We start from the raw sequence: 18,339 nt of genomic DNA on the forward strand, positions 1-18,339 counted from the left end.
TACTGCCAGCTCGGGTTTTTTGTGAGGGGAGTCTTAGGAACTAGGAATAAATATCTAAATTAGAAACAAGACAAAGAAGCTTCCTGAGTTGGAAAATGATAGGACATCGCAGGCCAGTCCAGTATTTATTCCAGTAGAGGATAGGTATCTATGTCATTGGAAGATCTATACTATGAATGGATCTGATAGAGTAATTTGTTACTTTGTTCCCTGTTAAGAAAAGGAAAAGCGTGCTTATAATAGAAAACGATTACTTTAGATGGAGGAACAACAATGAAAAAAGCATTATTCATTTTGTTTGTGCTAACGATTGGATTTGCGCTTTCTGCGTGCAGCCAGTCAAGTGATGCGTCAGCTGAGCAAAAGACAGAAAAGAAAGAAGCAACAGCAACGAAAAAGAAAACAGAAGAAAAAAACGAAGCCAAAACGGATGAAAAGGTGCATAAGGTAGGCGAAACTTTTAAAGCTTCCAGCACAAATTTCTCGGTCAATAAAGTATATACGACGGCAGAGCAAGGCGAGTATAAGACGAAAATTGGCGACAAAGAAAAAACAATAAATAAAAATGAAGAATTTTTAATAGTTGAGGTAACGATCGAAAACATAAGCGACAAATCTTTCAATTATACGAGTGGCGGTTTTGAATTGAAAGACAGCAAAGATCAATCGATCAGAGCAAACATAGTATCTACTGCTGACCTGGAAACAAGCCTTAAATCAGGGAAGTTAGCCTCAGGTAAAAAGGTAACAGGCACAGTCAGTTTTGTGATTCCAAAAGGAGAAAAAGACCTTAATTTGTCATATAATCCATCATTTTTAAACTTTGAAACAGAGGATATTACATATTTCGTAAAATTGAATTAAGGTATTTTTTGAGCATGTCACCGGAAGATCGGAGCATGCTTTTTTTATAGTAGTATAAAATGGTAGTGAGGTGATCCATTATGCAAAACAATTGGCTGGAACGGGCACAGCGAATGCGGGCGATCGCACAGGCTGGGCTCGCTTTTTCCAAGGATGTATATGACAGAGAACGGTACGAAGAGCTGATGAAGCTTAGCGTAGAGATGATGGCGGATTACTCGGAGAAGGACATTGAAGTCATCACTGATTTATGGAAGGGCGAGAAAGGCTATCCGACACCGAAAGCGGATGTTCGCGGAGCAGTGTTTCGAGAGAATCAGATTTTGCTTGTCCGGGAGAAGCATGATGTGCTGTGGTCGCTGCCTGGCGGGTTTTGCGAGATTGGTTTATCACCGGCTGAAAACGTGATCAAAGAAATCAAAGAAGAGTCGGGTTACGATACTGAACCGTCCCGATTGCTGGCCGTGCTAGATAGCCATAAGCACCCTCATCCGCCTCAGCCGTATCATTACTATAAGATATTCATTGAATGCAGCATTACAGGCGGGCAGGGGGAAACAGGAATTGAGACGAACCGTGCCGCTTTTTTTCCGGAAGACCGGCTCCCGCCGCTTTCTCCAAAACGAAACACACCTTCACAGCTCAGCATGCTATTTGATTTGACGCGCCATCCAGAAAAGAACACGATATTTGACTAAACAAAGAAAGAGCCCGGAAGGCTCTTTCTTTTTTATAGCGCAATATGTTTTTCGTTGGCGAGTTTTAGAAGGGTCAAAATAGAATCGGCTTGTTTATGGCCGAGTTTTTTCTTTAATTTGTTTTCTTCAACTAGTCGGCTGCCATAAATCTCGACAGAAGCTTTGTCGACGACAGTATGCCAGTTTTCCTGATTTTTTCCTTCAACAAGCGGTTTCTCATGTCTCTCAGAAAAAGAGAACACAAATAATACAAATGCAAGTGAAAGTAGGATGCCGACAACTTGTTTTCTGAAATTAGTCTGTGCTGCCATGTTGTTCTCTCCTTCACCTTTTACCTTCTATTTAATCATAGAATCAGCGTGCTTTATATAATGGGAAAGTCATTTTCGGAGTTAGTGCAATTGGTTGGAAAAAAGGGTGTTTTCTGATCGGAGCGGTGCAATTGAATGCATATTGAATTTGGATGCTTATGCCTAAGGTCACGTTGTGAGCCAAAGCGGTAGTGCTGAATAGAAAAAAATTGAAAGATTATGGTAAGATGAACGAAATTCGAGAGGGAATATATGATGCCTGCATCGGACATCGTGATCGCCTGCCTGCTGTTATCAATCTGTCTATACTTGATTGTCCCTCTCTTTTTCGAAAGCGGGAGGTGAAGAAGAGCTCAATTTCTGAATTCTTTCAAGGGGAGTGACAATACGTGAATGTGTTAAACCGCCGACAAGCCTTGCAGCGAGCACTGCTCAATGGAAAAAACAAACAGGATGCTTATCATCCGTTTCCATGGTACGAAACGATGAGAAAGGATGCGCCAGTTTCCTTTGATGAAGAAAACCAAGTGTGGAGCGTTTTTCTTTATGATGATGTCAAAAAAGTCATTGGGGATAAAGAGCTGTTTTCCAGTTATATGCCGCAGCAGTCAAGCGTTATTGGAAATTCGATCATTAACATGGACCCGCCGAGGCATACGCAAATCCGCTCTGTAGTGAATAAAGCCTTCACGCCGCGTGTAATGAAACAATGGGAACCGAGAATTCAGGAGATCACAAATGAACTGATTCAAAAATTTCAGGGGCGAAGCGAGTTTGACCTTGTTCACGATTTTTCATATCCGCTTCCGGTTATCGTAATATCTGAGCTGCTCGGAGTGCCTTCAGAGCATATGGATCAGTTTAAAACATGGTCTGATCTTCTGGTCAGCACCCCGAAAGATAAAAGTGAAGAAGCTGAAAAAGCTTTTTTGGAAGAACGAAACAAATGCGAGAAAGAACTGGCCGCGTTTTTTGCCAACATCATTGAAGAAAAGCGGAACAAGCCGGCACAGGACATCATTTCAATTTTAGTTGAAGCGGAAGAAACAGGCGAGAAGCTGTCCGGAGAAGAGCTGATTCCGTTTTGTACGCTGCTTCTGGTAGCCGGGAATGAAACCACAACAAACCTGATTTCAAATGCGATGTACAGCATATTAGAAACACCGGATGTTTATGAGAAACTGCGGAATCAACCTGAACTGATGCCTCAGGCAGTCGAGGAAACCCTTCGCTTCAGGGCGCCTGCTCCGGTTTTGAGGCGAATTGCCAAGCGGGATACGGAGATCGGGGGGCACCTCATTAAAGAAGGTGATATGGTTTTGGCTTTTGTGGCATCTGCAAATCGTGATGAAGCGAAGTTTGACAGGGCGCACCTGTTTGATATTCACCGCCATCCCAATCCGCATATTGCATTTGGCCACGGCATCCATTTTTGTCTTGGGGCACCGCTTGCCCGTCTTGAAGCAAAGATCGCGTTAACGTCATTGATTTCTGCTTTTTCTCATATGGAATGCGTCAGTATCACTCCGATTGAAAACAGCGTGATATACGGATTAAAGAGCTTCCGTGTGAAAATTTAATAGATAAGGAGACTGGAGATTCATGAAAAAGCACCATATTTCGATTATCAATATCCCGGCGTACGGGCATGTCAATCCTACGCTTGCTTTAGTGGAGAAGCTTTGTGAAAAAGGGCATCGTGTCACGTATGCGACGACTGAGGAATTTGCGCCCGCTGTTCAGCAAGCCGGTGGAGAAGCATTTATCTATCATACATCCTTAAATATTGACCCTAAGCAAATCAGGGAGATGATGGAAAAGAATGACGCGACGCTCAGTCTTTTGAAAGAATCACTGAGCATTCTGCCGCAGCTTGAGGAGTTATATAAGGATGATCAGCCTGATCTGATCATCTATGATTTTGTCGCGCTGGCTGGAAAATTGTTTGCTGACAAGCTTAATGTGCCTGTCATCAAGCTCTGTTCATCATATGCCCAAAATGAATCCTTTCAGCTCGGAAATGAAGAAATGCTGAAAAAGATAAAAGAAGCCGAGGCTGAATTTAAAGCCTACTTGGAGCAAGAGCAATTGCCGGCTGTTTCATTTGAACAATTAGCTGTGCCGGAACCACTAAATATTGTTTTTATGCCGAAGTCCTTTCAGATTCAGCATGAGACGTTCGATGACCGTTTCTGTTTTGTCGGCCCTTCCCTGGGAAAACGGACAGAACAAGAAAGCCTGTTAATTGACAGGGGTGATCGCCCGCTTATGCTGATTTCATTGGGAACGGCGTTTAACGCATGGCCGGAATTTTACAAGATGTGCATGGAGGCATTTCGGGGTTCTTCATGGCAAGTGATCATGTCGGTCGGGAAATCGATTGATCCTGAAGGATTGGATGATATCCCTGCTAACTTTATCATTCGCCAAAGCGTGCCGCAGCTTGAGGTGTTGGCGAAAGCCGATTTGTTTATTTCTCATGGCGGGATGAACAGTACGATGGAGGCGATGAATGCCGGTGTGCCGCTTGTCGTCATTCCGCAAATGTATGAGCAGGAGCTCACCGCAAAGCGTGTCGATGATTTAGGCCTCGGTGTTTATTTGCCGAAAGAAGAAGTGACTGTTTCCAAGCTGCAGGAAGCGGTGCAGGCCGTATCCGGCGATCGAGAGGTGCTCAGCCGCGTCAAGGATATGCAAAAAGATGTAAAAGAAGCAGGCGGAGCGGAGCGTGCGGCAGCTGAGATTGAAGCGTTTATGAAAAAATCAGCTATCCCGCAGTAAAATATAAAAACCGAAATCAAACATACGATTTCGGTTTTTTTGTTTAAATGTTCTTTTTCATCCCGCATCTTCGGCATTCTCTAAGAAATTTTCCGCCTTTTACAGAGCTTTTGAACAGTGTGTAATCACAATTGTCACAGCGCCCGCTGCGGACGTCCGGATATTCGTTAAATTCGTAAACGATCGATGTATCGTAGCCTTTTGTTTCATATTCTTCTTTTTTTGTTTCCATGATCGATCCTCCGTTAGCAAACGTGTCTGCTGTTTATATTACAGCAAGCTTCCGGCGTATTCAATGGATTTTAGAGGCATGGGTTTATCTTGATTTCTCCCTTGGTTTGCGCCACAATAGCTTTATTAAGCTTGTATACATAAAAAGCCTATGCAAAGAGGAGAGGAAACGGGTATGGGAAAAGGGTTATATGGAAAACGCGTGGCGATCGGGGGCTCCCGAAAAACAGAAGAAATCAGCACGATCATTGAAAAACAGGGCGGAACCCCTGTCATCCGGCCTCTCCAAGGAACAGTTTACTTAGCAGAGAAGCAGGTGGAGCCGGATTTACGGACGTTTGCGGAGAGAAAAGCTGACTGGGTTATTTTCACGACTGGCATCGGCACGGAGACTCTTGTCGATATGGCAGAGAAAATCGGTCTGAAAGACGAGTTTCTGCAGGCGATTCGCCAGGCGAAAGCGGCATGCCGGGGATACAAAACGCTGGCTGCACTGAAAAAGCTAGGGATCACACCGGAAGCTTCGGATGAAGACGGGACAACAAGTGGGTTAATCCGTTCCTTGGAAGCTCACGATTTTTCAGGAAAAACAGTCATGGTGCAGCTTCATGGAGAAAAAGCACCGGCCCTCATCGCATTTCTTGAAGAAAAGGGCGCAACTGTCCTGCCGATTCTGCCTTATCAGCACATCCCGCCAGAGGAGGAAACGGTGGAGCGGTTATGCCGGGAGCTGATGAATGGTGAGATCGACGCCGTTTGTTTTACAACGGCAATTCAGGTTCGTTCCCTGTTTGATTTTGCTAAGGGGCGCGGCTATATCAATGAAGTGAAGACTGTATTCGAAGAGCGCGCCATCGCTGCGGCTGTCGGAAAAGTGACTGCTGAAGCATTGCGGGAAGAAGGCATCACGAGACTGCTAGCGCCGGAGATTGAGCGGATGGGCGCGATGATTGTTGAGTTGTCTAAGTATTATGAAGAAAAGGAATAACCAGTACAAAAAGCCGCTTTTCCCTTGGAAAGCGGCTTTTGTCTGTCATCCATTCTGCTTCAACTGCTGATGCGCGGTGAATAATGACGGGTATGTCAGCACACTTAAGATCACACATGTCAGTGCCGCTGATGCCATTGTTGTAAATACGATTAAGAGCTGAAAGCGAACCGCCTGAATCGGGTCCGCGCCCGCTAAAATCTGTCCTGTCATCATGCCGGGAAGCTGAACAAGCCCCAGTGTTTTCTGGCTTTCCAGCGTCGGGATCATGCTCATTTTCATCGCAGAAGTAAGAATACGCTGTATGGATTGCTTCGGTGTGCCTCCAAGAGACAATATTAATTGTATTTCTTCTTTGCGAACTTCGACTTCAGAGCTCAGCCGGTTTAAAAACAGACTCGAGAGCACCATCGAATTTCCGATGACCATTCCGCTGATCGGAATGACATATCGGGCCGTAAGCGGGATGATATGAAGAGACAGAAGAATTCCCTGCGTCACTATTTCTACAATCGCTAACGCGGCGAACACCCTCCAAAACGAACCGATGGTATTTTTCTTCCGTTTGATGACAGTTTGCGCCGCCACTGCCAGCATTAACAACACCATCAGAAGGATAAAAACAGGATGGTCTCCGCGGAAAATCAGCGACAGTACATAACCGATGACAAGCAGCTGTACCGCGGCCCGGATGGTGGCAATGACCATGTCTTTTTCTACGCCGGCTTTAAATGATTTTGATAAAAACAAGGCGATCAAAACAAAGATCATCGTTAAAGAGAGGGAAAGGTAATCCATTACCGAGAGCCTCCCTTCAAAAATTCCTTGGCTGCTTCATGCTGCGGATCGGAGAAAAATGTTTCTGTTTCTGCATTTTCCAGCAGCCGGCCATCCGCCATAAACCAAATGATATCGGCTACTCGTTTTGCCTGCTCCATATTATGAGTCACCCACATGACCGTCAGTTTTTTTTCTTGATGCAGACGTGTGATCAGCTCTTCAACTTCAAGAGCAGAAACAGGGTCCAAGGCAGACGTGATTTCGTCCAATAATAGAATAGAGGAAGGATTTGCGAGCGTTCTGGCTAGTGACAGTCTTTGACGCTGACCGCCCGATAAATCCTTGGCGCTTCTGTCTAACAGCTCTGGCGGCAGCCCTATAAGGGAAGCGAGCTCTTCAGGGGAGTACAGCTGGGATTGATGCAGCCTTTGGACCAGACTTAGATTGTCACGCACTGTCCCGTCGAGGACGGGGGCCGATTGAAACGCAAGGGCCGCCGTTCGCCTCAGCTCATTGACATTCCAATCTCTGACTTCCTTTCCGTTTATTTTTACTTCGCCGCTGTCAGGCGTTCTCATTAAATTGCACATGGACAGGAGGGTGCTTTTGCCTGAACCGGAAGGACCTAAAACGGCTGCGATTGCGCCCTGTTGAATGTCTCCGGTGACATCCTGCAATACATTATAGGTTTGTCCGTCTTGTTCATAGCTTTTTCTGACTGATCTGAAGGAGATGGCTGGTATGTTTTGTGTTTGATCGTTTGCTTCCATTATAATAATCACCTTTCAGTAAAGTAGGCTTACACTATATTTAAATATAACGTGAAACAGATGTCTTTTGGTAGCAAAAATAAAGGAGAACAGGCTTTCACCCGTTCTCCGGCAGATGCTACGCGGTCATATTTGACTTTGTTTTCTTTTTCGGTTTTCTCGGCTGTGATGCAAAGGTATGTAATACCATCCCCGCTATAATAATGAATAATCCGGCAAATGATAAAAGGGATGGGAAAACGTCTGACAGCAGAACAATTTCACCAAGCAGCGCGAAAATCACTTCACCTGCTTGAGTTGCTTCAACAGCTGCAAGTTTTTGCGGATTGTCTCTTACCATATCAGTGGCCCAGAAAAATAAAACAGTCGCAATGACGCCTGAGCTGACGGCCACGATAAAGGATTGAACGGTTTGTCCCGCTGTCGGAAGCCCGTCTGACCACCAGCCGTAAGCTGCTGCTATAAGCCAGAAAGGAAGGCTTGCCAGGGTCATTCCCAGCACACGCTGAAATGTATCTAGCCGGCCGCCATATTCTTCGAGCATTCTCCGGTTTCCTAGCGGATAGGCAAAAGCCGCAATGACAACCGGCAGGACACTGAAAAGCAGCATCTTCCCAGAAAGCGATTCTGCATGCTGAAGCTGTATCAGTGCAGCTCCGATCAGGATGATCACGGAAGTGCCAAGTGAAACAAGAGGAATCTTTTGCCGAACGAGCTGCGGCCCGCCCGGCATGTCTTTTTTGACATAGAAAAATGGAGATAACAGAACACCGGCTACAATTGTGATTTGCCAGGTCCCGGCTACAAGCCAACCTGGACCGTATGCAGCTGCAAATGTGATCGGCGCGTAAAAAAGCACGAAGCCGACAAAACTCCATTTGATCCAAAAAAACGGCTTTTTCCTCATTTCTTGTAAGAGAGGTGCGAATGTCCCTCTCATAATGACTATCAAACATAAAAACGGAACCATATAAATAAAGCGCAGCGAAGAGCTCCAAAGCCAGCTGCCTCCGGATAATTCCATCGCTCTGTTTAAAATAAAGGTAACGGCGAAAAAGAGTGAAGCCAATATTCCGATAACGATTGCTTTCATGATATCCCTCATTCTGGCATTATTTTTTTATACTATACTATTCGATATCGCACAGATCAATGGAGTCGTGAGAAAATAAGCATGTTTTGCGAACCGGTATGTGTGGAAGACAAAAAATGGAGGTGAGATTGTTGGAAGCAAAGACACAGACGTTCTTCTTTCAGGATGACGGCAGGATTCCCAATCACCCTGATTTTCCGCTCGTTGTGTATCAAAACGCGATCAGGGAAACCGGTCAGGCAGAGCGGATCGTCAATCGGCATGGCTGGTCAAACAGCTGGTCGGGGAGTGTTTTTCCATACCATCATTATCACAGCAATACGCATGAAGTCCTGATTGCAGTTCAGGGAGAGGCTGTGATTCAGTTTGGGGGAGAAAAAGGGGCTGCTATTCCTTTCAAAACAGGCGATGCAGTCGTGATTCCAGCCGGAGTCGGCCATAAAAAGCTAAGCGCAAGCGCCGATTTTACTGTCATTGGCGCTTATCCGGGAGGCGTTCAGTATGATATGAAGACCGGAGAGCCGAAAGAACGGGAGGAAGCCATGAAACGGATCAAGCAGGTATCATTGCCGGCGAATGACCCGATCACAGGAAAAAGAGCTCCTCTTTTGGAAATATGGGTAAAGGGAAGGGGAGAAATTTGTCGGATTGTCAATAACTAGTGCCGCAAAAATGTTATGACACGGGCGCCATATAAATTAATTTCATAATCGAAGCAATTCACGTTCAAATTTTGTTCAAAAAGTGTTATCATATAGAAGGTAATCGAATTGGAGTTTTTTGTGTTTGCTATTTTCAGAGAGAGTAAAGGATTTTTGACTTATTCAATTGTTTATTTTTGAGATAAAAATAATACTGAATATGGCAAGATGAAAAACTGGGTAGTAAACATTTATTTTTGTAAATGATTGTGCATGAATTCACAATCCTTATTCTTATGCCTTCAAGCATGAGACCAGGGAGAGGCACTACCCTTTCCAAAAAAATCTGCAAACTGCTTATAGTAAAGGAGAATTGGATATGCCAGAAACAATCGATCAAACAAATGCGTCTGTCAGCCAAAGCCAGCAAGATCTTATTGATCAGCTGTTAAAGCCAGAAGTTCAAGAATCACTGACCGTTTTAGTTGACCAGCTTCCGAAGCTGACTGAGTTAGTGAATATTTTAACGAAGTCTTATGACTTCGCCCAATCTGTAGCAACTGACGAAGTGTTAAAAAGCGACACTGTCGGTGCGATCACTGAAATTCTTGAACCTGTAAAAGAAACAGCGAAAGAAGTAGCTGCGACTGCAATCGAAGCGAAAGACCGTGCGGATGCAAGCAACGAAACGATTGGTCTTTTCGGCCTGTTGCGCATGCTGAAAGATCCTCAAGCTCAAAAGCTGTTCCGTTTTGCTAACAGCTACCTTGAAGTCATGAACGAACGCGAAAACCAAAAATAATCTCAGATTCAAATTGATATAAAGGACGGAGGATATACGATGTCAAAACATATTGTCATTCTAGGCGCTGGTTATGGCGGAGTTCTTTCTGCTCTAACAGTTCGCAAACATTACACTAAAGAACAAGCACGCGTGACAGTGGTAAACAAATACCCAACTCACCAAATCATTACGGAATTACACCGCCTTGCAGCAGGCAACGTGTCTGAAAAAGCGGTTGCAATGCCATTAGAAAAACTTTTCAAAGGCAAAGACATTGATCTTAAAATCGCGGAAGTAAGCTCTTTCTCAGTTGATAAAAAAGAAGTTGCGCTTGCTGACGGTTCTACATTAACTTATGATGCGCTTGTTGTAGGTCTTGGTTCTGTAACAGCTTACTTCGGCATTCCAGGTCTTCAAGAAAACAGCATGGTATTGAAATCTGCTGCCGATGCGAACAAAGTCTTCCAACATGTTGAAGATCGTGTGCGCGAGTACTCTCAAACGAAAAACGAAGCTGATGCAACAATCCTTATCGGCGGAGGCGGCTTAACAGGCGTTGAGCTTGTCGGTGAGCTTGCTGACATCATGCCGAACCTTGCGAAAAAATACGGCGTAGACCATAAAGAAATTAAATTGAAACTTGTCGAAGCAGGTCCGAAAATCCTTCCTGTTCTTCCGGATGATCTGATCGAACGTGCGACTGCAAGCCTTGAAAAACGCGGTGTTGAGTTCTTAACAGGTCTTCCTGTTACAAATGTAGAAGGAAACGTGATTGATCTGAAAGACGGATCTAAAGTTGTTGCCAATACATTTGTTTGGACTGGCGGCGTACAAGGTAATCCATTAGTCGGTGAATCAGGTCTTGAAGTGAACCGCGGACGCGCGACAGTAAATGACTTCCTGCAATCTACATCTCATGAAGATGTATTCGTTGCCGGAGACAGCGCAGTTTACTTCGCTCCAGACGGCCGTCCATACCCGCCAACAGCACAAATCGCATGGCAAATGGGTGAGCTGATCGGTTACAACCTATTCGCTTACTTAGAAGGCAAAACACTTGAAACATTCAAGCCAGTAAACTCTGGTACACTTGCAAGCCTTGGACGCAAAGACGCGGTTGCCATCATTGGTGCTAATTCTACACCGCTTAAAGGTCTTCCTGCTTCCTTGATGAAAGAAGCAAGTAACGTACGCTACTTAACACACATTAAAGGACTTTTCAGCCTAGCTTACTAATCCTTTTTGTGGACACGGACATTGCCAAAAGCGTTTCTTTCGGGATGCTTTCCGGCAATGTCTTTTTTTCATTTGTTTGCTAACGTTAACATTTCATTTTCAAAAAAGAGATTGATCACAGAGGAATATAAAGGTAAAATAAAAATAAATCAAAATGTTAACGTTAACATTTTGAAATAGAATGAAAGACGGTGAGGACATGGAACCCTTTATGGGCGAAAATTTTTTGCTGAAAAATGAAACCGCTGTCAGCCTCTATCACAATTATGCGAAAGACATGCCGATTATTGATTACCACTGTCACTTAAGCCCGAAAGAAATCTATGAAAATAAGACATTTCAAAACATCACGGAAGCCTGGCTGTATGGAGACCATTACAAATGGCGCATCATGAGAGCCAATGGGATTGATGAGTCATACATTACCGGCGATGCACCTGATGAGGAGAAATTTATGGCTTGGGCGAAAACCGTGCCGATGGCGATCGGTAATCCGCTCTACAATTGGACTCACTTAGAACTGCAGCGTTTTTTTGGAATCTATGAGATTTTAAATGAGCATTCCGCTCCGGCTATATGGAAACGGACGAATGAACTGCTCCAAGGAGAAGGCTTCGGGGCAAGGGATTTAATCGTGAAATCAAATGTAAAAGTCGTTTGCACAACTGATGATCCTGTTGATTCTCTTGAATACCATCTATTATTAAAAGAAGACAAAGATTTTCCTGTCAGCGTGCTGCCCGGATTTCGGCCGGATAAGGGACTTGAGATCAATCGTGAAAGCTTTCCTGATTGGGTGCAGGCGCTTGAAAATGCCGCGGCCATATCGATTACAAGTTACGATGAGTTTCTAAAGGCACTGGAAAAACGCGTGCGATTCTTCCACTCAGCCGGCGGCAGAGTGTCTGACCACGCGATAGATTCTATGGTATTTGCCGAAACGACAAAAGAGGAAGCGGGACGGATTTTTTCTGACAGATTACAAGGAACAGAGGTTTCTTATGAAGATGAGAAGAAATTTAAGACGTATACACTTCAGTTTCTTTGCGGTTTGTATGCGGAGCTCGATTGGGCAATGCAGTTTCATATCAACGCTTTAAGAAACACGAATACAAAAATGATGAAGAGGCTCGGACCTGATACAGGCTATGATTCTATGAATGATGAAGAAATTGCCAAGCCTTTATACAAGCTGCTGAACTCAGTTGAGATGAAGAACAAGCTTCCGAAAACGATTTTATATTCACTTAATCCAAACGATAACTATGTCATCGCCAGCATGATCAACAGTTTTCAGGACGGTGTTACCCCGGGAAAAATACAATTCGGCACAGCTTGGTGGTTTAACGATACAAAAGACGGGATGCTTGATCAAATGAAAGCGTTGTCAAACGTCGGGCTTTTCAGCCGCTTTATCGGTATGCTCACAGACTCCAGAAGCTTTCTTTCCTATACGCGCCATGAATATTTCAGGCGGATCGTCTGCAATTTGATCGGGGAATGGGTGGAAAACGGCGAAGTGCCGCGTGACATGGAGCTTCTGGGAAGCATTGTTCAGGGAATTTGCTATGACAATGCGAAACACTACTTTCAATTTCAAGAAGAGAAAGCAAACGTATAACCAATTGTCCGCTCAGCATCGCGATCATGCGTCACCCTGAGCGGACCACTACCCGAAAATTCTTAAGACACAGAGGTGGAAGATGCGAACTGAACTGGCAAATAAGGTTGTGTCGATCGAAACAGATAAAAGGCTTTTATTAAAAGAGAAAATTTCCTATGGTTTTGGTGATTTTGGCAACGGTTTTATGTTTGATCTCGGACAGATTTATTTATTGAAGTATTTTACTGATGTAGCGGGAATCCCGGCTGCGATGGCCGGCGGCATTTTTTTAGTCAGCAAGCTGTTTGCGGCAATAACAGATCCGATTGTCGGCTCATCTATTGATTATCGCAAAAATATCGGCAAACGGGGGAAATTTAGGCCTTATTTATTATTCGGCAGCATCGTGCTTGCGGTACTTACTGTTCTTATTTTTCTGTCTCCCAATGTATCAACGACCGGAAAACTGATTTATGCATATGCATCCTACATGATTTGGGGCATCGGCTATTCATTTGTGAATATACCGTATGGCTCATTAGGGGCAGCGATGACTCAAAATTCTGAGGATCGGACCTCCATTTCGACTTTCCGCCAAATCGGATCACTTGGTGCCTTGTTTATCACAAGTGTGGCCGTAATGCCGCTGCTCGTTAAGTTTGATAATCCGAAGGTCGGCTACCCGGTGGTCATGGGCTTGTTCGCCGCACTCGGTGTGGTTTGGTTTTATATTTGCTACCGCAACTGCAAAGAGCGCATTGTCATATCGGAAGCGCCAAAAGAAAAATTAACACTCTCATCTGTCGTCAAAACATTTATTACGAATAAACCGCTGTTAACCCTTGTCCTGATGACGATTTTTTCAATTTCCGCATACAACATTAAATCCGCCATGCTAATCTATTTCGCACAATATAATCTAGGCAATGTTGAATTAATGGCTTATATGAACTTTATTATTATCGGTTCTTCCTTTTTAGGCGTCGTATTCCTGCCAAAGCTCGTCAAGATTTTTGGAAAGAAACGAACGGCAATGATCGGCTTCGGCATCAGTGTAGCCGCGGATCTGATCAACTTTATGCTGCCATCAAATGTTTACGTGTTTACGATTCTGGCCAGCATCGCTTTTATCGGAATCAGTATTCCAAATGGCATCACGTGGGCTCTTGTCTCCGATATTATTGACTATGGCGAATGGAAATCCGGTGAACGGAAAGAAGCAACAACCTATTCACTTTTTAATTTCTCCAGAAAGCTTGCTCAGTCATTGTCCGGTTTTCTCTCGGGCATCGGTTTGGGGCTTATCGGCTATGTGCCGAATGCAGTCCAGACAGCACAGGCACTGATCGGTATCAAGGCGCTTCTGCTTTTGTATCCAGCCATTGCTTTGGCATTAGGGATGATCATTATCGGCTTTCTTTATAAACTCACAGACCAGCAGCATGCACAGATCGTTCAGGATCTTCATCAAAAAAGCTGACAACGTAATATAAAGAATATTTAAAATAATTTGTAAATATGATGTATTTGTAAGGGTTTTCACTAAGGGGTTCCCGAAAACTGAAAAGGAAGGTGGCACTTTATTGAAAACGGTAACGATACCGGCTGAAGAAGCAATGGAACTTGTTCGGATCAAGCTGACCGGTGCTCGTTTGAATGAACGAGACGCTGAAAAAGTAGCAGATGTCCTCGTGCACGCTGATTTACGCAGTGTACACTCGCATGGTGTGCTGCGAACAGAACATTATGTGAACAGGCTAAGAGCGGGAGGGATCAATCCCGAAGCACATCCTGTTTGTAAAGAAACGGGGCCTGTGACCGGAGTGCTTGACGGGGACGATGGTTTTGGCCATGTGATTTGTGATTTGGCGATGGACCGTGCAATTGACATGGCGAAGAAAAACGGAGTCGGCATGGTGACGGCTGTAAACAGCAGCCATTGCGGAGCGCTAAGCTATTTTGTGCAAAAAGCGGCTGACGAAAACCTGATCGGAATGGCAATGACGCATACGGACAGTGTTGTTGTTCCATTTGGGGGGAGGTTCCCTTTTTTAGGGACAAATCCGATTGCTTACGGTGTCCCGGCTAAGCATAAAAAACCGTTTATCTTAGATATGGCGACATCCAAAGTGGCCTTTGGGAAGATTCTGCAGGCCCGTGAAGAGGGCAAAGACATTCCTGAGGGATGGGGAGTCGACGAAAACGGGGAAGCAGCAACCGATCCTTACAAGGTCGTCTCCCTATCAACATTCGGCGGACCGAAAGGCTATGGACTATCTATTATGGTGGATGTGTTTTCCGGATTGCTGGCGGGCGCGGCTTTTGGCCCTCATATCGCCAAAATGTACAGCGGCCTTGATCAAAAAAGAAAGCTGGGACATTACGTTTGCGCAATCAATCCGTCCTTTTTTACGGACCGGGATACGTTTTTAGAGCAGATGGATGCCATGCTCGATGAACTGCAGCATTCACCGCCGGCAGTTGGAGTCGAAAGAGTGTATGTGCCCGGCGAGATTGAGCAGCTGCATGAAGAAAGAAATAAGATACACGGAATATCAATCGCTCGGAGCGTGTACGAATTCTTAAAAAGCAGGTGAGGAAAATGAAAGCGGTTCAAGTGCGAAAAGCGTATGATCTGGTGACAGCGGAGATGAAGAAGCCGGTTCTTTCAAAGGATGATGAAGTGCTCGTAAAAGTCAAGCGAGTCGGGATTTGCGGTTCTGACATGCATATTTATCATGGCACGAATCCGCTCGCCACCCTCCCGAGAGTCATCGGACACGAGGTAACGGGACAAGTGGAGGAAGTTGGTGCGAATGTGCAGAGCCTAAAAGCCGGTGACCACGTTGTGATTGAGCCGATTTCTTATTGCGGAACGTGTTACGCCTGCCGCAAAGGGCGCCAGAATGTTTGCGCCAAGCTTTCTGTGTTTGGCGTACATGAGGACGGCGGCATGAGGGAATATATTGTGCTTCCGGAAAGGCAGCTTCACGCGGTCTCAAAGGACTTGCCTTGGGAGGAGGCAGTCATGGCCGAGCCTTACACGATAGGCGCACAGGCAGTGTGGAGAGGTCAGGTGGGAAAAGGAGACACCGTTCTGATCCAGGGAGCGGGACCCATCGGGATCTGTGTGCTAAAAATGGCAAAGCTGGCGGGCTCTGCCGTCATGATGACTGACTTGAACAACGAGCGGCTGGCATTTGCGAAAGAAAATGGCGCCGACGCTGTCGTGAATGCCCAAGCAGAAAATGTTGCCGAAAGGGCCCGTCAATGGACTCGGAATGAAGGAGCCAATGTGGTCATTGATGCTGTTTGCCTGCCGGCGACTTTTGAGCTTTCAGTTGAGGCCGTTTCTCCGGCGGGACATGTGGTTGTGCTTGGATTTGACGAAAATGCGGCACAAATTTCTCAACTGCCGATTACAAAAAAAGAAGTCACGATAACCGGATCGAGATTGCAGACCAATCAGTTTCCAAAAGTGGTTGAGCTTTTGAATAGAGGGCGGTTAGCGCATAACGGGCTGGTGACCCATACATTTTCAGTAGATGACGTCCATCACGCATTTCAGTTTATCAAGGAGCATCCAGATCAGGTGCGGAAAGCCGTCATCACGTTTGATTAATCGAGAGAATCCGGAGGTGTACACATGAATATAACATTCCGATGGTATGGCCGAGGCAACGATACAGTCACACTTGAACACGTGAGGCAAATTCCCGGAGTCAAAGGCATCGTCTGGGCTCTCCATCAAAAAACAGTCGGCGACGTGTGGGAAAAAGAAGAAATCAGAGCCGAGACCGAATATATTCAATCCTATGGGTTTCATGCGGAAGTTGTAGAAAGCGTGAATGTTCATGAAGCGATTAAACTCGGAAACGAAGAACGCAGCCGGTATATTGAAAACTACAAACAAACGATCCGCAATCTTGCCGAATTTGGCGTGAAAGTGATCTGCTATAATTTTATGCCGGTTTTTGATTGGACACGCACGGACATGTTCCGTCCGCTTGAAGATGGGTCAACCGCTCTGTTTTTTGAAAAGGCCAAGGTGGAGAGCCTTGAGCCCCAAGAGCTGATTCGCACGGTGGAGCAAGCATCTGACATGACACTCCCGGGGTGGGAGCCCGAAAAGTTAGCTCGGATCAAAGAGCTGTTTGCAGCCTACAGAACGATTGATGAAGAACAGCTATGGAACAATTTATCATTCTTTTTAGAGGAAATTCTTCCGGTTGCAGAAAATCATGGTGTTCAAATGGCTATTCATCCGGATGACCCGCCATGGCCGATCTTCGGACTGCCTCGCATTATCACAGGGGAGGCAAGTTATAAGAGACTAAGGGCGATTTCAGATTCACCGTCTAATTGTATCACCTTGTGTACAGGTTCAATGGGAGCCAATCCCGCTAACGATATGGTGGAAATCGCTAAAGCGTATGCCGGCATCGCTCCATTTTCACATATTCGCAATGTGAAAATTTATGAGAATGGCGATTTTATTGAAACATCTCATCTGACGAAAGACGGTTCGATCAACATTCAGGGAGTGGTGGAAGAACTGCATAAGCAGGATTACGAAGGGTATGTAAGACCGGATCACGGGCGACATCTATGGGGCGAGAAATGCCGCCCGGGCTATGGCCTATACGATCGTGCCCTTGGCATCATGTACTTGAACGGACTGTGGGATGCATACGAAGCAATGGCAAAAAAAGAGGTGGAAGTATGATCCCGCTCCATGAGAACCTCGCTGGTAAAACGGCAGTCATAACTGGCGGCAGCGGCGTGCTCTGTTCAGCGATGGCACGGGAGCTTGCCAGACATGGCATGAAGGTGGCGATATTGAATCGGACGGCTGAAAAAGGCCAAGCGGGCGTGAAAGAGATTATGGCGGCTGGGGGAACAGCATGCTCTGTTTCTGCGAATGTGCTGGACAGGGAGTCACTGGTGCAGGCAAAGGAGGACATCCTCGGCCGGTTCGGTTCTGTCGATCTATTAATTAACGGGGCTGGCGGCAATCACCCTGACGCCATAACCGATGTGGAGACATATGAAGAAGCGGGAGAAGGCCAATCCTTTTTTGATATGGATGAAAGGGGCTTTTCAACTGTATTCTCTACCAACTTTACCGGTGCGTTTCTTGCCTCTCAAGTGTTTGGGAAAGAGCTGCTGAAGGCTGATTCATCTGCGATTATCAACCTTTCTTCCATGAGTGCTTATTCACCCATGACGAAGGTCCCGGCATACAGTGCCGCCAAAGCATCGATCAATAATTTTACGATGTGGATGGCCGTTCATTTTGCGGAAACCGGACTGCGTGTCAATGCGATTGCCCCAGGCTTTTTTCTGACAAAACAAAATCATGATCTGCTGATTAACCCAGACGGAACCTTAACCGGGCGTTCTAACAAAATTATTGCGGGAACACCGATGAAGCGCTTTGGAAAACCGGAGGACCTGCTTGGTACGCTTCTTTGGTTGGCGGATGAATCCTACTCCGGTTTTGTCACCGGGATCACCGTTCCTGTCGATGGAGGATTTATGGCTTATTCAGGCGTGTAA

At 45.4% G+C, this 18,339-nt stretch carries 19 protein-coding genes; 14 read left to right on the plus strand and 5 right to left on the minus strand.

Translation table 11 applies throughout. The features are described 5' to 3' along the window. The first annotated feature begins 273 nt into the window (after positions 1–273). On the plus strand, positions 274–864 hold the full coding sequence (locus tag M0696_RS06660) for a DUF4352 domain-containing protein (RefSeq protein ID WP_248602625.1): 591 nt from the start codon (positions 274–276) through the stop codon (positions 862–864). Between the two features lie 80 nt (positions 865–944). Next, positions 945–1,562 (plus strand): NUDIX hydrolase, encoded by a 618-nt coding sequence (locus M0696_RS06665; RefSeq protein WP_248602626.1) that lies wholly within the window; start codon positions 945–947, stop codon positions 1,560–1,562. 32 nt (positions 1,563–1,594) lie between these two features. Here the strand turns inward: M0696_RS06665 and M0696_RS06670 are convergent, their stop codons facing one another. Continuing rightward, positions 1,595–1,873, minus strand: a complete 279-nt coding sequence (locus tag M0696_RS06670) for a hypothetical protein (protein ID WP_222142629.1) — start codon at positions 1,871–1,873, stop codon at positions 1,595–1,597. A gap of 389 nt (positions 1,874–2,262) precedes the next feature. On the opposite strand from M0696_RS06670, the gene yjiB reads away from it, so the two are divergent. Beyond that, on the plus strand, positions 2,263–3,453 hold the full coding sequence (yjiB, locus tag M0696_RS06675) for a monooxygenase YjiB (protein ID WP_222142630.1): 1,191 nt from the start codon (positions 2,263–2,265) through the stop codon (positions 3,451–3,453). Between the two features lie 22 nt (positions 3,454–3,475). Beyond that, a complete protein-coding gene (locus M0696_RS06680; RefSeq protein WP_166853577.1) occupies positions 3,476–4,654 on the plus strand; it encodes a glycosyltransferase in 1,179 nt (392 codons plus the stop codon). A gap of 43 nt (positions 4,655–4,697) precedes the next feature. On the opposite strand, the gene M0696_RS06685 is transcribed toward M0696_RS06680, so the two are convergent. Continuing rightward, positions 4,698–4,886: a DUF8096 family protein gene (locus M0696_RS06685; protein WP_014113438.1), complete on the minus strand. Its 189-nt coding sequence runs from the start codon at positions 4,884–4,886 to the stop codon at positions 4,698–4,700. Positions 4,887–5,060: 174 nt separating this feature from the next. On the opposite strand from M0696_RS06685, the gene M0696_RS06690 reads away from it, so the two are divergent. Next, entirely contained in the window at positions 5,061–5,873 is an 813-nt protein-coding gene (locus tag M0696_RS06690) for a uroporphyrinogen-III synthase (RefSeq protein ID WP_166853576.1), read from the plus strand. 45 nt (positions 5,874–5,918) lie between these two features. Here the strand turns inward: M0696_RS06690 and M0696_RS06695 are convergent, their stop codons facing one another. From M0696_RS06695 to M0696_RS06705, 3 genes are all read right to left on the minus strand, one after another. Continuing rightward, on the minus strand, positions 5,919–6,671 hold the full coding sequence (locus M0696_RS06695; protein ID WP_248602627.1) for an ABC transporter permease: 753 nt from the start codon (positions 6,669–6,671) through the stop codon (positions 5,919–5,921). Beyond that, positions 6,671–7,423, minus strand: a complete 753-nt coding sequence (locus tag M0696_RS06700) for an ABC transporter ATP-binding protein (RefSeq protein ID WP_248602628.1) — start codon at positions 7,421–7,423, stop codon at positions 6,671–6,673. The genes M0696_RS06695 and M0696_RS06700 overlap by 1 nt, the downstream gene beginning before the upstream one ends. Before the next feature lie 118 nt (positions 7,424–7,541). After that, the gene (locus M0696_RS06705; RefSeq protein WP_248602629.1) at positions 7,542–8,516 is read right to left on the minus strand and encodes a DMT family transporter; all 975 of its coding nucleotides are present in this window, start codon (positions 8,514–8,516) and stop codon (positions 7,542–7,544) included. Between the two features lie 131 nt (positions 8,517–8,647). On the opposite strand from M0696_RS06705, the gene M0696_RS06710 reads away from it, so the two are divergent. The 9 genes from M0696_RS06710 to M0696_RS06750 all read left to right on the plus strand — a co-directional run bounded on the left by M0696_RS06710 (position 8,648) and on the right by M0696_RS06750 (position 18,339). Beyond that, positions 8,648–9,178, plus strand: coding sequence for a cupin domain-containing protein (locus M0696_RS06710; protein WP_222142633.1), 531 nt, complete (start codon positions 8,648–8,650; stop codon positions 9,176–9,178). A gap of 358 nt (positions 9,179–9,536) precedes the next feature. Beyond that, complete coding sequence (locus M0696_RS06715; protein ID WP_003239166.1) at positions 9,537–9,959, plus strand: DUF1641 domain-containing protein; 423 nt, start codon at positions 9,537–9,539, stop codon at positions 9,957–9,959. 39 nt (positions 9,960–9,998) lie between these two features. Next, positions 9,999–11,177, plus strand: coding sequence for an NAD(P)/FAD-dependent oxidoreductase (locus M0696_RS06720; protein WP_166853571.1), 1,179 nt, complete (start codon positions 9,999–10,001; stop codon positions 11,175–11,177). A gap of 199 nt (positions 11,178–11,376) precedes the next feature. Then, the gene (gene uxaC, locus M0696_RS06725) at positions 11,377–12,798 is read left to right on the plus strand and encodes a glucuronate isomerase (protein ID WP_222142634.1); all 1,422 of its coding nucleotides are present in this window, start codon (positions 11,377–11,379) and stop codon (positions 12,796–12,798) included. A gap of 82 nt (positions 12,799–12,880) precedes the next feature. Beyond that, positions 12,881–14,260: an MFS transporter gene (locus M0696_RS06730; RefSeq protein WP_248602630.1), complete on the plus strand. Its 1,380-nt coding sequence runs from the start codon at positions 12,881–12,883 to the stop codon at positions 14,258–14,260. A gap of 103 nt (positions 14,261–14,363) precedes the next feature. Next, positions 14,364–15,377, plus strand: coding sequence for an ureidoglycolate dehydrogenase (gene allD / locus M0696_RS06735; RefSeq protein WP_222142636.1), 1,014 nt, complete (start codon positions 14,364–14,366; stop codon positions 15,375–15,377). A 5-nt stretch (positions 15,378–15,382) separates the two neighbouring features. Beyond that, on the plus strand, positions 15,383–16,402 hold the full coding sequence (locus M0696_RS06740; protein ID WP_222142637.1) for a zinc-binding alcohol dehydrogenase family protein: 1,020 nt from the start codon (positions 15,383–15,385) through the stop codon (positions 16,400–16,402). Between the two features lie 24 nt (positions 16,403–16,426). Then, positions 16,427–17,506 carry a mannonate dehydratase gene (gene uxuA / locus M0696_RS06745; RefSeq protein WP_166853566.1) on the plus strand — a complete coding sequence of 360 codons (1,080 nt, stop codon included), beginning with the start codon at positions 16,427–16,429 and terminating at the stop codon, positions 17,504–17,506. Then, positions 17,503–18,339 (plus strand): SDR family oxidoreductase, encoded by an 837-nt coding sequence (locus M0696_RS06750; RefSeq protein ID WP_222142639.1) that lies wholly within the window; start codon positions 17,503–17,505, stop codon positions 18,337–18,339. The genes uxuA and M0696_RS06750 overlap by 4 nt, the downstream gene beginning before the upstream one ends.

Origin of the sequence: Bacillus rugosus (genome assembly GCF_023238245.1) — a bacterium.
GTDB lineage: Bacteria > Bacillota > Bacilli > Bacillales > Bacillaceae > Bacillus > Bacillus rugosus.

Excerpts from the sequence above, each read along its gene's own strand:
- M0696_RS06665 (WP_248602626.1), top strand. The coding sequence starts at position 945 with ATGCAAAACAATTGGCTGGAACGGGCACAGCGAATGCGGGCGATCGCA.
- M0696_RS06670 (WP_222142629.1), bottom strand. The coding sequence starts at position 1,873 with ATGGCAGCACAGACTAATTTCAGAAAACAAGTTGTCGGCATCCTACTT.
- uxaC (WP_222142634.1), top strand. The coding sequence starts at position 11,377 with ATGGAACCCTTTATGGGCGAAAATTTTTTGCTGAAAAATGAAACCGCT.
- M0696_RS06750 (WP_222142639.1), top strand. The coding sequence starts at position 17,503 with ATGATCCCGCTCCATGAGAACCTCGCTGGTAAAACGGCAGTCATAACT.
- M0696_RS06690 (WP_166853576.1), top strand. The coding sequence starts at position 5,061 with ATGGGAAAAGGGTTATATGGAAAACGCGTGGCGATCGGGGGCTCCCGA.
- M0696_RS06700 (WP_248602628.1), bottom strand. The coding sequence starts at position 7,423 with ATGGAAGCAAACGATCAAACACAAAACATACCAGCCATCTCCTTCAGA.
- M0696_RS06695 (WP_248602627.1), bottom strand. The coding sequence starts at position 6,671 with ATGGATTACCTTTCCCTCTCTTTAACGATGATCTTTGTTTTGATCGCC.
- M0696_RS06705 (WP_248602629.1), bottom strand. The coding sequence starts at position 8,516 with ATGAAAGCAATCGTTATCGGAATATTGGCTTCACTCTTTTTCGCCGTT.
- M0696_RS06730 (WP_248602630.1), top strand. The coding sequence starts at position 12,881 with ATGCGAACTGAACTGGCAAATAAGGTTGTGTCGATCGAAACAGATAAA.
- M0696_RS06715 (WP_003239166.1), top strand. The coding sequence starts at position 9,537 with ATGCCAGAAACAATCGATCAAACAAATGCGTCTGTCAGCCAAAGCCAG.
- uxuA (WP_166853566.1), top strand. The coding sequence starts at position 16,427 with ATGAATATAACATTCCGATGGTATGGCCGAGGCAACGATACAGTCACA.
- M0696_RS06660 (WP_248602625.1), top strand. The coding sequence starts at position 274 with ATGAAAAAAGCATTATTCATTTTGTTTGTGCTAACGATTGGATTTGCG.
- M0696_RS06720 (WP_166853571.1), top strand. The coding sequence starts at position 9,999 with ATGTCAAAACATATTGTCATTCTAGGCGCTGGTTATGGCGGAGTTCTT.
- M0696_RS06685 (WP_014113438.1), bottom strand. The coding sequence starts at position 4,886 with ATGGAAACAAAAAAAGAAGAATATGAAACAAAAGGCTACGATACATCG.
- M0696_RS06680 (WP_166853577.1), top strand. The coding sequence starts at position 3,476 with ATGAAAAAGCACCATATTTCGATTATCAATATCCCGGCGTACGGGCAT.
- M0696_RS06740 (WP_222142637.1), top strand. The coding sequence starts at position 15,383 with ATGAAAGCGGTTCAAGTGCGAAAAGCGTATGATCTGGTGACAGCGGAG.